General features: G+C 37.8%; 13 protein-coding genes. 8 read left to right on the forward strand and 5 right to left on the reverse strand.

Annotation, left to right across the window (positions count from 1 at the left end; translation table 11 throughout):
- Window positions 1-51 precede the first annotated feature (51 nt).
- A complete protein-coding gene (locus WNY98_RS03360) occupies window positions 52-909 on the forward strand; it encodes a Dam family site-specific DNA-(adenine-N6)-methyltransferase (protein WP_024589888.1) in 858 nt (285 codons plus the stop codon).
- Here the strand turns inward: WNY98_RS03360 and WNY98_RS03365 are convergent.
- Together WNY98_RS03365 and WNY98_RS03370 are read right to left on the reverse strand one after the other, a co-directional pair.
- Entirely contained in the window at window positions 866-1,051 is a 186-nt protein-coding gene (locus WNY98_RS03365; protein ID WP_076925375.1) for a DUF2970 domain-containing protein, read from the reverse strand. The genes WNY98_RS03360 and WNY98_RS03365 overlap by 44 nt on opposite strands.
- Before the next feature lie 3 nt (window positions 1,052-1,054).
- Complete coding sequence (locus WNY98_RS03370; protein WP_342877119.1) at window positions 1,055-1,351, reverse strand: hypothetical protein; 297 nt, start codon at window positions 1,349-1,351, stop codon at window positions 1,055-1,057.
- Between the two features lie 160 nt (window positions 1,352-1,511).
- Here WNY98_RS03370 and rpe point away from each other — a divergent pair, with 160 nt between their 5' ends.
- From rpe to trpS, 3 genes are read left to right on the forward strand one after another with little or no spacing between them, the layout of a single operon-like run.
- Window positions 1,512-2,195: a ribulose-phosphate 3-epimerase gene (gene rpe / locus WNY98_RS03375; protein WP_024598068.1), complete on the forward strand. Its 684-nt coding sequence runs from the start codon at window positions 1,512-1,514 to the stop codon at window positions 2,193-2,195.
- Window positions 2,195-2,860 (forward strand): phosphoglycolate phosphatase, encoded by a 666-nt coding sequence (locus WNY98_RS03380; protein ID WP_101217498.1) that lies wholly within the window; start codon window positions 2,195-2,197, stop codon window positions 2,858-2,860. Before rpe ends, WNY98_RS03380 begins: the two co-directional genes overlap by 1 nt.
- A gap of 32 nt (window positions 2,861-2,892) precedes the next feature.
- A complete protein-coding gene (gene trpS / locus WNY98_RS03385) occupies window positions 2,893-3,897 on the forward strand; it encodes a tryptophan--tRNA ligase (protein ID WP_288985752.1) in 1,005 nt (334 codons plus the stop codon).
- A gap of 115 nt (window positions 3,898-4,012) precedes the next feature.
- Here trpS and WNY98_RS03390 read toward each other — a convergent pair whose 3' ends face one another.
- Both WNY98_RS03390 and WNY98_RS03395 read right to left on the reverse strand, forming a co-directional pair.
- Window positions 4,013-4,933, reverse strand: coding sequence for a TraB/GumN family protein (locus tag WNY98_RS03390; RefSeq protein WP_342877120.1), 921 nt, complete (start codon window positions 4,931-4,933; stop codon window positions 4,013-4,015).
- 36 nt (window positions 4,934-4,969) lie between these two features.
- Entirely contained in the window at window positions 4,970-5,335 is a 366-nt protein-coding gene (locus WNY98_RS03395; RefSeq protein WP_342875662.1) for a hypothetical protein, read from the reverse strand.
- Between the two features lie 281 nt (window positions 5,336-5,616).
- Here WNY98_RS03395 and WNY98_RS03400 point away from each other — a divergent pair, with 281 nt between their 5' ends.
- On the forward strand, window positions 5,617-7,758 hold the full coding sequence (locus WNY98_RS03400; RefSeq protein ID WP_342877121.1) for a winged helix-turn-helix domain-containing protein: 2,142 nt from the start codon (window positions 5,617-5,619) through the stop codon (window positions 7,756-7,758).
- 356 nt (window positions 7,759-8,114) lie between these two features.
- Here the strand turns inward: WNY98_RS03400 and uvrA are convergent, their stop codons facing one another.
- Window positions 8,115-10,940 carry an excinuclease ABC subunit UvrA gene (gene uvrA / locus WNY98_RS03405; RefSeq protein ID WP_342877122.1) on the reverse strand — a complete coding sequence of 942 codons (2,826 nt, stop codon included), beginning with the start codon at window positions 10,938-10,940 and terminating at the stop codon, window positions 8,115-8,117.
- A 162-nt stretch (window positions 10,941-11,102) separates the two neighbouring features.
- Here uvrA and WNY98_RS03410 point away from each other — a divergent pair, with 162 nt between their 5' ends.
- The 3 genes from WNY98_RS03410 to WNY98_RS03420 all read left to right on the forward strand — a co-directional run bounded on the left by WNY98_RS03410 (window position 11,103) and on the right by WNY98_RS03420 (window position 16,181).
- Window positions 11,103-12,470 carry an MFS transporter gene (locus WNY98_RS03410; RefSeq protein ID WP_342877123.1) on the forward strand — a complete coding sequence of 456 codons (1,368 nt, stop codon included), beginning with the start codon at window positions 11,103-11,105 and terminating at the stop codon, window positions 12,468-12,470.
- A gap of 20 nt (window positions 12,471-12,490) precedes the next feature.
- Window positions 12,491-13,207: a single-stranded DNA-binding protein gene (gene ssb, locus WNY98_RS03415; RefSeq protein ID WP_024598062.1), complete on the forward strand. Its 717-nt coding sequence runs from the start codon at window positions 12,491-12,493 to the stop codon at window positions 13,205-13,207.
- A 244-nt stretch (window positions 13,208-13,451) separates the two neighbouring features.
- On the forward strand, window positions 13,452-16,181 hold the full coding sequence (locus tag WNY98_RS03420) for a response regulator (RefSeq protein ID WP_342877124.1): 2,730 nt from the start codon (window positions 13,452-13,454) through the stop codon (window positions 16,179-16,181).
- Window positions 16,182-16,267 lie beyond the last annotated feature (86 nt).

Genomic DNA, 16,267 nt, shown 5'->3' on the forward strand with positions numbered 1-16,267 from the left:
CACACTACTTTAGTGTAAAATCGCGCAACACCAGATTGAAGTAAAGAGCCAATGCAACAAAAGAGTAGAGCCTTCCTTAAATGGGCCGGCGGAAAATACAGCCTAGTTGAAAACATTAATGCGCGATTAAACCAAGCTAGCAAGCATGCTGATACGTTGGTTGAACCTTTTGTTGGTGCAGGCTCTGTGTTTTTAAATAGTGACTTTAAACACTATATTCTCAACGATATAAATGCAGACTTAATTAACTTATACAAAGAGCTTAAAAGCTCCCCGGATGAGCTCATTAGTGATGCTAAAAAGTTATTTGTTGATTTGAATAATCACGCAGATGCTTATTACGAATATCGTGTGCAGTTTAATCAAAGCCGTGATGTATATGAACGTTCAATATTGTTTTTATACATGAACCGCCATGGTTACAACGGACTGTGCAGATATAACCTAAAAGGTATTTTTAATGTGCCTTTTGGTAAATATAAAAAGCCTTATTTTCCTGAAAAAGAAATGTATTTTTTTGCTGAAAAAGCACAAAAAGCAACCTTCACCTGTTTAGATTACGATGACGTTTTTAAGTTAGTGCCTAACAATGCTGTTATTTATTGCGACCCGCCTTATGTACCATTAAGTAAAACAGCTTCTTTTACGTCTTACGCTAAAGGGGGGTTTAATTTAGATGATCAGGCTAATTTGGCTAATTTGGCTGAGAAGGCTGCCTTTGAAAATGATACACCAGTACTCATTTCCAATCACGATACCGTATGGACTCGAAAAATTTATAGCCAAGCATCACTTGACCAAATTCAAGTAAAGCGCACTATTAGCCCCAAAGGTGGCTCTAGAAATAAAGTTGACGAGTTGATGGCTATGTATTTAGCACCCAAGCAACCACTGCGTAAATTGCGATAACAAAAGCAATAAATAGTACAATCGCAATTAGGATGATAGAGATAGGAGAGTGTTGTTTAAAATCGACTTGGCGTTTATTTTCAGATTGAACACCAAAAAATGCTGCTAGTACACTTTGCAACGCACTAAAAAGTTGCAGCATTATTTAAAATAAAGGTTTTAAAGATGGAGTGTTTTTAGAATCTTCTGAGCTAGAAAGTAGCTCTAGTAAATCGAGGTAATGAAACTGAGCACTACGGCTATCGCCAGCTAACCATGAAAACCACGATGACTCTTCTTCAACTTTAATACACGTAGTTAATGTGTTTTGAACACTTACCACTTGTGTATTATGACAATTACCCACTGAGCTTAATTCTTGCTCAGAGCTTGAACCAAAGCTAAACGCCCCGATAAGCAGTAATGCCGACGCAATTAATATCCCAGTTTTAAAAGCACGCATGATGAAATCCAATAATTTGTTACTTTTTAATCATAGCAAATATTGATTAAATATCAAACTTAAAGTTACCTGAAATAGAGGCTATTACGCCATATTACTTGGGTAACATCTTCAATTAAGTTACATTAACGCAATACACTATTTATTGATGGAGTTAATCATGTTTAACCCAGAGCAAAAATATTTAATAGCCCCTTCTATTTTGTCTGCTGACTTTGCAAAGTTAGGCGAAGATGTTGATAAAGTTCTCGATGCGGGCGCTGACGTGGTTCATTTTGATGTAATGGATAATCACTATGTACCTAATCTCACAATTGGTCCTATGGTGTGTAAAGCACTCAGAGATTACGGCATTACAGCACCTATCGATGTGCATTTAATGGTTAAGCCTGTAGATAGTCTTATTCCATTATTTGCAGAGGCGGGTGCATCAATTATTACCTTTCATCCTGAAGCCAGTGAGCATGTTGACCGTACAATACAGTTAATTAAAGATCACGGCTGTAAAGCAGGCTTAGTGTTTAACCCAGCAACAAGCCTAAGCTATTTAGACCATGTTATTGATAAGCTCGATACCATTTTGCTAATGTCGGTAAACCCAGGTTTTGGTGGGCAAAGTTTTATCCCTCATACGCTTGAAAAATTACGCCAAGCAAAACAGCGTATTATTGAATCAGGTCGAGAAATTCGCTTAGAGGTTGATGGGGGTATTAAAGTCGATAATATTGCAGCAGCAGCACAAGCGGGTGCTGATATGTTTGTTGCAGGTTCAGCTATTTTTAATCAACCAGATTACAAAGTGGTGATTGATCAAATGCGCAAACAGCTTGGAAGTGTTAAGTAATGAAGTACGATGTCGCCTTATTTGATTTAGATGGTACCTTGGTTGATAGTGTTTACGACTTGTATATTGCTATTAATTTAACCTTGAGTGGTCTTGCTTTCCCTATTGTTAGCCAACGCTTGGTGGAAAGTTGGGTCGGTAATGGTGTTGAAGTCCTCGTTAAACGCGCTTTGAGTGGCGATATGCAAGTGAGTGAACATCTAGATGAGTCACTTAGTGGTAAAGCAATATTAGAGTTTTATAAGCACTATGAACAACAAGTTGGTGAGTATAGTGTTTTGTACCAACATGTAGAAACAGGGCTTGCAGCACTTCGTGGTATGCCTAAAGCATTAATCACTAATAAGTCTCGAATATTTACAGAAAAATTACTCGATAAACTGGCACTAACGAGTCATTTTGATGTGATTGTATGCGGTGACGACATGGCAAAAAAACCATCGCCAGAGCCATTGCTATTTGCCTGCAAAAAACTAAATGTCCAGCCTAATAAAGCAATAATGATAGGTGATTCTAAAAGCGATATACTTGCAGCTAAAGCCGCGAATATAGACGTGATTGCACTTAGTTATGGCTATAACCAAGGTGAAAATCTTGAGGATTATAATCCACAGTACCTATGCGATCACTTCTTAGATATAATACCTGTTCTAACGCAGCGTTAAATATTATTAATTAAGCCAAATAAAGGAAAATCATGAGTAAACCAGTAGTTTTAAGCGGCATTCAGCCAACCGGTGGTATGACAATAGGCAACTATGTTGGCGCTATTAACCAGTGGCTAAAGTTACAGGAAGACCACGAAAGTTTCTTTATGTTAGTAGACTTACACGCTATTACAGTTCGCCAAGAGCCTGAATTACTGCGCTCTCGAGTGTTGGATGGTATTGCTCTTTACGCGGCATGTGGCATTGACCCTGAAAAATCTGCTTTATTTGTACAATCACAAGTACCTGAGCACGCACAGTTAGCGTGGGTATTAAATTGTTACGCGCAAATGGGTGAGCTTAATCGAATGACTCAGTTTAAAGACAAGTCATCTAAGCATGCAAATAACGTAAACGTAGGCTTATTTTCATATCCGGTATTGCAAGCTGCGGATATTTTATTATATCAAGCTGATCAAGTACCCGTCGGTGAAGATCAAAAGCAACACTTAGAGCTGACTCGCGATATAGCAACACGCTTTAATAATTTATACGGCGACGTATTTAAATTACCAGAGCCGTACATTCCTGAGTTTGGTGCACGCGTAATGAGCTTGCAAGATCCACTTAAAAAGATGTCTAAGTCTGACGAAAACCCAAATGGTTACATTATGTTATTAGATGAGCCTAAACAAATTGTGAAGAAGCTTAAAAAAGCAGTAACTGATTCAGACGAACAAGCACGTATTTATTTTGATCGCACAGAAAAGCCGGGTGTATCAAACTTGCTTACTTTATTAAGTGTTGCAACTAAGCGCTCAATAGAAGACCTAGTGCCTGAGTATGAAGATAAAATGTATGGCCATTTAAAGAAAGATACAGCAGATGCAGTTGTAAACATGATTGAGCCAATTCAAGCTCGCTTTAAAGAGATCAGAGAAGATCAAAGCCTACTTAATAGCATAATGAAATCAGGTGCTGAAAAAGCCAGTGTACGTGCTGAGAAAACATTAAAATCGGTATACGATGCGCTTGGTTTTATTCCTCGCGGGTAAGTTTATTACAATAAAAAAATGCCGCTTGTTAGCGGCATTTTTTATATAGCACATATCAACATGATAGACCCAAATAGAAACAGTAGCGATATCGCTAGTTTGTCTGTTTTATCCATTATTCAGCCCCTCTTACTGTTATATCCGCCGTGCTATCAACACTGACTAAAGAAACGCTGTAGCCTTTGTTTTCAAGTAAGGTAAGTAAACTATCTTGTCCTGCAAGGTGGCCAACTCCAACAAGTACAAACTCATTTTTGTCGTTGTTAAACATGGCTTCTACTTTTGGTAACCAATCATTATTTCTATCTGTAATGAGTTGTTTATAGCTATTCGGATCATTTTTCTGCATACCTTCAAGTGCCACTTTATTCAGTGTGTCTGTATCACCTTTGCGCCAGGCAGCTAAAAGTCCTTTAAACATATCGCCATAGTTGTGAAGCTCAGCTAAGTTACGTTTAATGAAATCGTTTTCGTTGCCTTGACCCATTGTTTTATAAAGCTCTAACTGAAATTCCATTGTTTCTAAGTAATTTTTTGTTTTGTTATCTTCAGTCGCTTTTTTAGTAAAATAAGCATCAACCCCTTCACCCATTAAGTTTTGCTTTTGAAGCTCCATCGACATTAAAACAATACTCACCATAGCAGGGCGAAAACCATCTAACTTAGCTAGGTTAGCGCCAAACTCGCTAAGCTTATTTTCAAGTGAAGCTTTAACCTGGGGTTCTAGCTTTTGACTCAACGTTTCGTTATTTGTATACGATAGCGCACCTAGCATTTGCATTTGTGCGTTGGTGTCGGATGGGTCAGGTAACGGTGCTTCTAAAATAATTGTATCTGCTTGTTCATAAGCATGGTTAAACTCAGCGGGCAGTGGCATTTCAGCTTTAGGTAGTATGTGAACTGTACCGCCAATAAATAGTGAGTCATTGCCATTACTTACTTTCCATACAGAGCTTTGAGCCTGTGCTGTATTTGCTAAAAGGCTGCAACTAAGTAATACGCTGGCAGATACTAATTTTTTTGTGAATTTTTTCATGATAATTCCTTAATATAACTTTTAATTTTATTATTTTTAGTTCGATAACACATTGCTGAAATATGCAGTGATTGACGATGTTACCTTTGAAAGATTTTTATCAATTTGCGAGTTTATTTTGCTCATTGAAGAGTCAAGCTCAGCTGATATTTTTTCATCCAGTGAAGAAAGTAACGTTTGTGTATCAACATTATTTTTTAAAGACTCAGAAGCGTCTATTTTGTTTGTTTTTTGTAGTTTTTGATTAGCAGGGTTAATTACCTTTATGCTTTCACCAATCATGCATTTCTCAAAATTATTTTGAACGGTGTCTTGTTTAGTGTCAGCTGCAATAACTGAAGTAGTATTAAAAGCAGTTGCTAGTAGTAAAGCCGGTAGTACTTTTTTCATTGTGCTGTTCATAATTAAACCTTTTATATTTTTAAATGCAGCCAATTTAGAATCACAAATGATTTTCTACTAAGCTGCTTGTTGATGACGGTTTAAAGAATATCGCTGAATTTATTAAGAGTCGCTTATCTAGTTATGAGCAATTAATAGATAAGGTTTTAAAGGTAAATAATTGTTTTAATTTAGTATGTTAGCTTCAAACATTATAATGCTAATATAAGGTTTAAAATGCTTTTCTATAAAATAAAGTGTAGATGTGATACGGTTTATAAAAATAAAAATACGTAAAGACTATGAATTATCAAATCGGACCTTGGCAATTTATTAGTAATCGCTGTGTGATTACTTCAAACTATTTAGAAAGGGAATTAGATCCACTTTTAGTAAAGTTATTACTCCACTTTATAGATAAGCCTCAACAAATCGTTTCCCGCCAAGAGCTTATTGAGAGTGTGTGGCAACAGAGCTTTGTTGATGATAATGCGATTAACCGTGCAATCTCAGAGTTAAGAAAGCAGCTTGCCCACCCAATTGAAAAAGCACCGCTTTTAAAAACGCATTACCGTAAAGGGTATAGCCTAACAGTAATACCTGAACGTTTAACGCAAGCAAATGTTTCTAAAGAGTCTACAAATATTTTTCCTGACTCAACGGGTATTTCTGCCAAAAATGAAGAAGTAGCTACTGCAACTATTTCGCAACCGGTTCAAAGAAAGAATAGTAAAAAGTTTTTGATTTATTCTTTATTCGTCATTATTTGCCTGTGCTTTTTAATATGGTTTGGGTTGTTTTTTATTAATGCACCTTCTAGTGAAAAGATTAAACAGATCACGGTTAATAAGGTAGCAAGCACGTGGAATATAGGCAGTGAGGTTCACCCTGAGATGTCTTCAGATAAACAATATTTAGCTTATACAAATGTTGAACCTGAAAATGACGTAATGCATGCATTTGTAAAGCGACTATCTGATCAAAGGGAAGTTGAAATTACCTATCCTGGCTTTCAAGTATCTATTTTATCGTGGCAGTTAAATCAGCGCTCTGTGTTGTTACAAGCGACCAACTTAAAGCAGCAAAAGTGTGAAATGGTACTCGTCGATTTAAGCCAATTTCCTGTTATAGGAGAGGCTACCTTAATTAAAAAGTGTGACCTTAGATACACAGGTTATGCGCAAGTAGACGAAAGTGGTGAGCATATTTATTACACCGAATATAAAAATGAGCATGAGGGTTCAGGTTTATATAAATATGATTTAGAACTTAAAAAAGAATTCATAGTGATCCCACCACCAGGCGTCATGTATGGCGTAATCATGCCTCGTTTATCTCATTCTGGTAGTAAAATAGCATATGTACTTAGTCAAAAGGGTAAGCCTTTTTCTGTATTTAGTTACAACTTTGAAACCCATGAAACTAAGCGGTTATTTAAAGCAAAGAAAAGCGTAATTAGCTTCGCGTTTGACTGGCTTGCAGACGATAAAGGCGTGATTGTTTTTGAAGGCTCTGAGCTTTCAACCATAGTGTTTGATAAAAATAATATTATTAAGCGCACACTAACGGTTACTCCAGCAATTTCACCTTATTATATTGCAGTTCAATCTGCTAATAGCCTTTTTTACTCAGCAAATAAAACACAAGCATTTTCGTTAATTAAAGCGACTAATCTTTTTAGCGATGCTCCTGAGTATGAGGCACTCTACAAAAGTGATGAAGACGACTACATCATTGCAGAAGTAATTAATGAGAAAGGACCAGCGCATATTTTTGTATCCGAGCGCTCTGGCAGCAGTCAGTTGTGGTTATCTCAAAACGGACTTACAAAGCAGCTTAGTAACTTTACTTATGAAGGGAAATCTAACTTTGCTATTGGTGGACTAAGGGTATCGAGTAAGCAAGATCGGGTTTTATTAAGAGTTAATAGTGATATTGCATTTTTTGACGTTATGTCGAACAAGCTCTATACCATAGCTGAGTTTAAAGGGCGAAAGATACTAAACTATGTATGGTCTAAAGATAATGAAAGTATAATTTATTTAGAGCGAAGCGGTTCAGAAAATCTATTTGGTCAGTTTAATTTATTAACGCGAGACACAACTATATTTGAGGATATTAAAGCCAATAAATTAATTTCAGGTGCTGACGGTACTAACTATGCAATTACTAATAATCAGTTAATTAAATTATCAAATAAACAGAATTGGGAATTGCCTAAAGACGCGCGACAAGCACAAATTTTTGCCATTAATGGAAATTACCTTTACTACTCTGATGCAATTTCAAGAGTTGCTCGGCTTAATTTAGAAGATAAAACAGTACAAGATGTACATGTGGATTTTAAACCTATCGCATTTTTTATTAGTGATAACAATCATATTTTCTTTACAGCATCAAAATATAAAGACATGCAAATAATACAGATAAGTTGGAATGACTAGGGCGTGTCTATCTTTCTAGATTAAGTTTGTAGCAGTGTGTTGTTTTTCTTTAATAGCATTTTCGATTGTTATACCAATTCGCTTAATTAAGAGATCTATTTTGAGGGTGGAAAAACGTGTTGATAGCTAGGCAAAAAATTCGCTATTTAGTTGTCTAAATGAGAATTTTTTAACACAGGTAGCGACACGTTTAGCCCCGCAAAATGATTAAGTATTATTGCGGATTGGTATTATGTTGATAAATGAAAGTTAGAGCAAAAAAATAGCGAGAAGTGAGTCTTCTCGCCATTTTTAATTAAGTGTAATCTCGACGGTTAAATAACTTTAATGCCGATTGATTTGTCAAAACTTAACCTCTATTTATTTAATAGAGGTTTTAAGTAATGCCCTGTATGTGAACGCTCACATTCGGCTACTTCTTCTGGTGTGCCTGCAATGAGTATTTCACCACCGCCAGCACCGCCTTCAGGTCCTAAATCGATAACCCAGTCTGCTGTTTTAATAACATCGAGGTTGTGCTCAATAACAACAATTGTATTGCCGTGATCGCGCAGACGATGAAGTACAACAAGCAGCTGTTCAATATCAGCAAAGTGTAAGCCTGTTGTTGGTTCATCTAATATGTAGAGCGTTTTACCTGTATCACGCTTTGATAGCTCGCGCGCTAATTTTACACGTTGCGCCTCACCACCTGAAAGAGTAGTAGCGGCTTGTCCTAAACGAACATACGATAAACCGACGTCCATCAGCGTTTTAAGTTTACGGGCAATAGCCGGTATTTTATCAAAGTAATCATGAGCGTCTTCAACAGTCATCTCAAGCACTTGGTGTATGTTTTTACCTTTGTATTGTACTTCGAGCGTTTCGCGGTTATAGCGTTTGCTCTTACATACATCACACGGTACATACACATCAGGCAAAAAGTGCATTTCAACTTTAATTAAGCCGTCACCTTGGCAGGCTTCACAGCGTCCGCCTTTAACGTTAAAGCTAAAGCGACCTACTTTGTAGCCACGTGAGCGCGCTTCTTGCGTACCTGCAAATAACTCACGAATACCGGTAAATATACCTGTGTAGGTTGCCGGATTTGAACGCGGAGTACGACCAATCGGGCTTTGATCAATATCGATCACTTTATCAAAATGATCTAAACCGCTAATTGATTTATACGGTGCCGCTTCGGCTGTTGTTGCGCCATTTAACTCTGTATGAGCAAGTTTAAATAAAGTGTCGTTTATTAGCGTTGATTTACCTGAGCCCGATACACCTGTCACACAGGTCATTAAACCAAATGGGATTTTTAAATCCACATTTTTAAGGTTATTACCCGTAGCACCAAATAGCTCTAGCCACTTGTCGTTTGTTGGATGACGTTCTTTTGGTATTTCTATTCTACGTACGCCAGATAAAAATTGGCCCGTAACAGACTCTTTGCTTGCTAAAATATCGTCGCGTGTACCTTGAGCAATAATATGCCCACCATGAACACCCGCGCCTGGGCCAATATCAATAATATGGTCAGCGGCACGAATAGCATCTTCATCGTGCTCTACTACAATAACGGTGTTACCTAAGTCGCGTAAATGGACCAGTGTTTGTAGCAAGCGGTCGTTATCGCGTTGATGTAATCCAATAGATGGCTCATCTAGTACGTACATTACACCTACAAGACCGGCACCAATTTGACTGGCTAAGCGGATACGCTGAGCCTCACCACCTGATAGTGTGTCGGCGCTACGTTCAAGTGATAAGTAATTTAGGCCAACGTTAATTAAAAACGATAAACGGTCGCGAATTTCTTTTAGTATTTTTTCAGCTATTTGGCCTTTTTGTCCGGTTAGCGTTAACCCTTCAAAAAATTCCATAGCTTCACCAATACTCATGCACGTGATTGCAGGTAAGTTGGTTTGCCCAATAAATACATTTCGAGATTCTTCGCGTAAACGCGAGCCATTACAGCTAGGACATGCTTGGCTTGTTTGGTATTTAGCAAGTTCTTCGCGTACAGAGTTTGACTCGGTCTCGCGGTAGCGGCGATTCATGTTATTTAAAACGCCTTCAAACTCATGGTTACGCGTAATTAAATCGCCACGGTCGTTGCGGTAATTAAACGCAATTTTAGTGCTACCAGAGCCATCTAAAATAATTTTTTTCGAGTCGCTGTCTAAATCTTGATAAGGCACGTCTAAATCAAAATTGTAATGATCCGCAACGGCTTGTAGCATTTGATAGTAATAAAAGCTGCGTTTATCCCAGCCTTTAATTGCACCGCCAGCAAGGCTTAACTCTGGGTTATGCACTACGCGATTAGGATCAAAATATTGACGTATCCCTAAACCATCACAGGTTTGGCACGCACCAGCAGGGTTATTAAACGAAAACAAACGCGGTTCTAGTTCAGTCATTGCATAGCCACAAGTAGGGCAGGCAAAGTTTGCTGAAAATAGAATTTCTTCAGCGCTGCTATCATCCATGTATGCTACATGTGCAACGCCATTAGACATTTCAAGTGCGGTTTCGAACGATTCTGCTAGGCGTTGTTGTAAGCCATCTTTTACTTTAAATCTGTCTACAACTACTTCTATAGTATGTTTTTTATGAAGCTCAAGTGTTGGTGGATCAGACAAGTCACATACTTCACCATCTATACGGGCGCGAATATAACCTTGGCTCGATAGCTGTTCTAATAACTTAACATGCTCACCTTTACGCTCTTTTACTATAGGCGCAAGCAGCATTAATTTACTGCCCTCAGGCAGTGCCAAAACAGTATCTACCATTTGGCTCACTGTTTGCGCAGTAAGTGGTAAATCATGTGTAGGACATCGTGGTTCGCCAACGCGGGCAAACATAAGTCGTAAATAATCGTAAATTTCGGTAATAGTACCCACCGTAGAGCGTGGGTTGTGAGACGTTGATTTTTGCTCAATAGAAATTGCAGGAGAAAGGCCTTCGATGTGATCTACATCAGGCTTTTCCATAAGCGATAAAAATTGTCTTGCATACGCAGAGAGTGATTCAACATACCGGCGTTGTCCTTCTGCATAAAGTGTATCAAATGCAAGTGATGACTTCCCCGAACCAGATAGACCAGTAATAACTATTAATTTATCACGTGGGATGGTTAGGCTGATGTCTTTTAAATTATGCGTACGGGCGCCTCGGACTTCAATGTTTTCCATGCTATCTCGTTTATTACCAAAATTATTTACTCAGTATCGCATAATACGAAGCAATATTAATCCTTGATCAATGAAAAATCCTTACTTATAGGCGATTAATTATTGCCAAGCTTATGGTAGAATCCCAACCTCAATTTTTCATAGAGTAAGATCACGCAGATAATGACCGCATCTTCACTTAATTCACGAGAAAAACGCGCCGCAGTATCGCTGGCGAGTGTGTTTGCATTTAGAATGCTCGGCTTGTTTATGCTGATGCCTGTATTGGCTATTTATGGACAATCGCTTGAAGGTTTTTCGCCTATTTGGATTGGTTTTGCCATTGGTGCGTATGGTTTAACGCAAGCCGTATTGCAAATACCTATGGGTCGCTTATCCGATAAAATTGGTCGTAAAAAGGTTATTGTTGGTGGCTTAGTCGTATTTGCTATTGGCTCTGTAGTTGCTGCATTAGCTGACTCTATTCAAATGGTTACCGTAGGCCGCGCTTTACAAGGTATGGGCGCAATAGCCAGTGCGCTACTTGCGTTTGCCTCAGATTTAAGCCGCGATGAGCAGCGACCAAAAGTAATGGCTGTTATTGGTATGAGCATAGGAATGAGCTTTGCCTTTGCTATGTTACTTGGGCCAATTGTTGCTGCTTCGTGGGGTATTGCTGGTGTATTTTGGTTGACTGCTATTTTAGCTGTTTTTGGTATATTTATAGTGACCATGCTAGTGCCAAATGCGGTAAATAAAGCACCCAAAGGTGATACATTAGCAAGCTTTAGTGATATTAAAAAACTAATTAAACATCCGCAGTTAGCACGATTAAATGCAGGTGTATTGCTACTGCATTTAACACTAACCACTATATTTGTCGTACTGCCGAGTCAGTTAATTAAAGATGGCTTGGTTGCAGACCATCACTGGTATTTATATATTCCAGTGCTATTTTTAGCATTCTTATTAATGGTACCAATAATGATTGTAGCCATTAAAAAAGAGAAAGAAAAACAAGCATTTATTGGCTCAGTAGCCTTGTTAACTATTAGTATATTAGCAATGTCGGTATGGGTTAATAGTGTAGTAGGCATTGCTGTGTGTATGCTGCTTTATTTTGTGGCGTTTAACTTTTTAGAGGCCACTATGCCTGCGCTTGTATCGCGAATAGCACCTGCAAGCCAAAAAGGTTCAGCAATGGGTGGCTACTCATCTAGTCAGTTTTTAGGCGCCTTTTTAGGCGGTATGTTAGGTGGTTATGTAGCACAAACGACAACGACGCAAGCTGTGTTTGCGGCAGCGGCACTTGTTGGGTTAATATGGCTTATTATTGCGTGGAAAATGCAAGTCCCACCCAAAAGTAAAGTTATTAGTTTAATGACCAAATTAGATTCTGAAGAGCATGCTCAAACACTTGCTTCTCAGTTAGTTGCTTTACCTGGCGTAATAGAAGCAACTGTGGTTCGCGATGAAAGTCGCAGCTATTTAAAGATTAATGATAAAGAATTTGACCTAGACCAAGCGCGTAAAGTCGCTGGTTTAATCTAACATTTATAGGAGATGGTTCCATGGCACGCGGTGTGAACAAAGTAATTTTGGTTGGTAATTTAGGGCAAGATCCTGAAGTTCGTTATATGCCTAACGGTAACGGTGTAGCAAATATTACCTTAGCAACTTCGGATAGCTATAAAGATAAAAACACTGGCCAAATGGTTGATAAAACTGAGTGGCATCGTGTTGTATTCTTTGGCAAATTAGCTGAAATTGTTGGTGAATATTGTCGTAAAGGTTCACAAATTTATGTTGAAGGTAAACTTCAAACACGTAAGTGGACCGATCAACAAGGCCAAGAAAAATACACAACTGAAATTGTAGTTGACGGATTTACAGGTCAAATGCAAATGCTTGGCGCACGCGGTGGCGATCAGCAAAGCGGTGGTTATCAAGGTAATCAAGGTGGCCAACAAGGTGGTGGTTACCAAGGTAATCAGCCGCAAGGTGGCCAACAAAGTGGTGGTTACGGTCAAAATAACCAAGGTCAAGGCGCACAGCAAGGTGGCTATAATCCACAGCAACAAGCCGCACCAGCAGCACAACCAAAACCGGCTCCAGCACCACAGCAGCAAAGTAATCAATATCAGCCGCAGGGTGGTTATGCACCACAGCAAAAAAGTGCACCACAACAGCAAGGTGGCTTCGCTCCTAAACCGCAAAACGCCCCACAAGGTGGTGCATCAAACCCAATGGAACCGACCATTGATTTTGACGATGATATCCCGTTCTAGTGTCCCAACCTTTACAGTGTAAAGATGTATTATAGAAAAGCCCCGTTCATACGGGGCTTTTCTATACGGGTTGTTTAGTGAGGGCACCCAAGAACTATCAATGAATATCGTCATTAAGCAATAAAATGAAATAGTATTAGTAAGCATGTTAAATTATGGTGAAATTTACATTATCTTTAATTGATATATATATCGTTAACACTTACCATTAAAAGACTTTTACCTTGATTGCACAATGAGAAACATGAAAACTAATATCTTATTTTTATTTCTTGTTTTTCTATTTTTGAGTCCAATTTCAAACGCTCAATCTTCTTCAAATGTTACTCATGTTTTATTTATAAATTCAACAAACCAAGATATGCCTTGGCACAAAAGTGTTGATTCTGGACTGCGTAAAAAACTTATAGAACGTTCTTTTAGTTATGAACTCTTCGTTGAAAATATGGATGTAAACCGCTTTGATGAAGCAAATCAAAAACAGTTAATGAAGGACTACCTTAAGCAAAAATATAAAAATAAGCACATAGATATCATTGTTACTCAGTCGCCTTCTGCAGCTGTACTTTTATCGCAATTAGATGATTTTTTTATAAATGCTCCAAGAATATATTTAGAACCAGGCGCTCAATTTAGTTTACCTGAAAGCACCAATGGAGCAGTGATCCAAGCTAAATTAGACTACGCGCAAGCAACAGCAAGCGCTGTTAATTTAATGAAGCCTAAAAAATTAATCGTTATATTAGATACAAAAAATGATATTGGGATGAGCTTTTATCGAGGGCTATTTTCGGTTATTAACCGTGACTTTTCGTATTTAGACGTAGAAAAGTGGTTTGATCTTTCAATGCCAGAGCTACTCACTAGAATAAAAAATGCGCCAGATGATTCAATTATATTGTTTACACCCATTTTCAGGTATTACGATAATAAATCTCTTAGCCCTTATCAGCTAGTAGAGCGATTAGCTGAAGCAAGTTCAGCTCCCGTTTTTAGTTATTGGGAGGTACTATTAGGTTCAGGTGTTGTTGGTGGGTATGTGTTGTCGGGTGAAAAAATAGGCGCACGTATTGCCGATTCGATAATTTTATACAATGAAAATAAAAGCCTAAGTGCAATCAGTGGTGAAGAACTAAGTGTTTATGCTTACGATTGGCGTCAATTAAACAAGTTCGATATAGCTTCACAAAGCTTGCCAGAGAAGTCGATTGTATCTTATTACGAGCCAACCTATTTTGAGCAAAATAAAACATTGATTTACAGCGCTACTGCGATTATCTGTATTCTTAGCAGCTTTTTAGTTTTCGTATTGTTTTTAAATCAACGCCGCATCCAACTTTTAAAAGAGCTTGATGAAGAAAAGCAAAGATTAGAGTCTCGCGTTGATCAGCGTACTGAAGAACTGTTGCAAGCCAAAGACGAGGCCGAAAAGCTGACATCCGCTAAGTCTGAATTTTTAGCAAATATGAGTCATGAAATTAGAACGCCTATGAGTGGGATTATTGGCTTAACCAACATTTTGCTCGAAAAAGGTTTGCCTGGGGAATATGAACATTATTTAAATAAAATTAAATATTCTTCAGATCAACTCCTTGTAGTTATTAACGATATTTTAGATTTTTCAAAAATTGAGTCTGGAAACATTAACCTTGAAGAATTTCCTTTCTCTGTAAATTCGGTTGTTGACTACATCAAAGCAACTTTTGATGAGCTAGCTCAAAGCAAAGGGATCACATTTGATATTGTCATTGGTGAAGAGGTCAAGCTCAATTTAATTGGTGATGTAGTTCGAATAAACCAAGTACTGCTAAATTTATGCTCTAACGCAATTAAATTTACTACACAGGGCTTTGTATCGGTATTAATAGAATCAAAAAGATCATTAGCCGATCCTAAGAGTGTTTGTTTGTATTTTATTGTTAAAGATTCAGGTATTGGCATTGCCGAGCAAAGCCTTGCCGGTTTATTTGAATCTTTTACTCAAGCTGACAGCTCTACAACCAGGAAGTTTGGCGGCACAGGTTTAGGCTTAACTATAAGTAAGCGTTTATGCCAATCGATGGGGGGAGATATAACGGTAAAAAGCACTCAAGGTGTAGGTAGTGAATTTATAGCTTCAATTAAGGTGAAACTGAATAACCAAGCGTTAATTGATGATACTCCTAACCTAACTTTTACTGATGCGTTTGAAGTACTAATTGTAGATGATAATGAAGACGATCTTAAGGTAATTGAAAATCAGCTAACGGCTATGGGGTTAGCATGTACGGCCTGTCAATCTGCTAAACAAGCTATTGATATTATTGAACACAATAAAGAGAAATTTAAAGTTATTATTGTCGACTGGGCAATGCCATCAATGAGTAGCGAAACTTTTTTAATACGCATTTTTAATATTAACCCTCAACTTTATGCCAACACTATTGTGCTTATAATGAGTGACGAAAGTTTACTAAATAATGGAGCCAAAAAAGTAAGTATAAAAACTATTTTGCAGAAACCTGTATACACGAGTGTTTTGTATGAGGCGATTGAAAGTAAAGTAGTAGGCTCTCTGAATGAAGTGCCTGTGGTAAATGCAGTAAGTGAAAAGCCGCTAGCAGGTATCAAAATATTAGTTGTGGAAGATAACTCGATCAATAAACTAATAGTTACAAACATACTAGAAAATGCGGATGCTCAAATTTATTTGGTCGACAATGGACTAGAATGTATTCAAGCCGTGAAATCGCAATCGTACGATATTATTTTGATGGATATTCATATGCCTATTATGGATGGGGTTGAGGCAAGTAAAATTATTCGTAACGATAGTGATAAAGCAATCGCAAATATTCCAATAATTGCTTTAACAGCTAATGTTATGAAAGATGATATTACACGATACTTATCCATTGGCATGAACGCCCATGTTGCAAAGCCTATTAAAGCTAAAAATTTACGTGAAACTATAATCCGCTGTTTAAATAACTGAGCCGTTAAAGTGATTTAATAATTATCCATATTAAGTACCTATCGTAATATCGTCCGTTGGCTTGAGCCTATTTTGGATAACTTAAA

The sequence above is a fragment of the Pseudoalteromonas sp. AS71 genome, from assembly GCF_038900275.1.
Classification (GTDB): Bacteria; Pseudomonadota; Gammaproteobacteria; order Enterobacterales; family Alteromonadaceae; genus Pseudoalteromonas.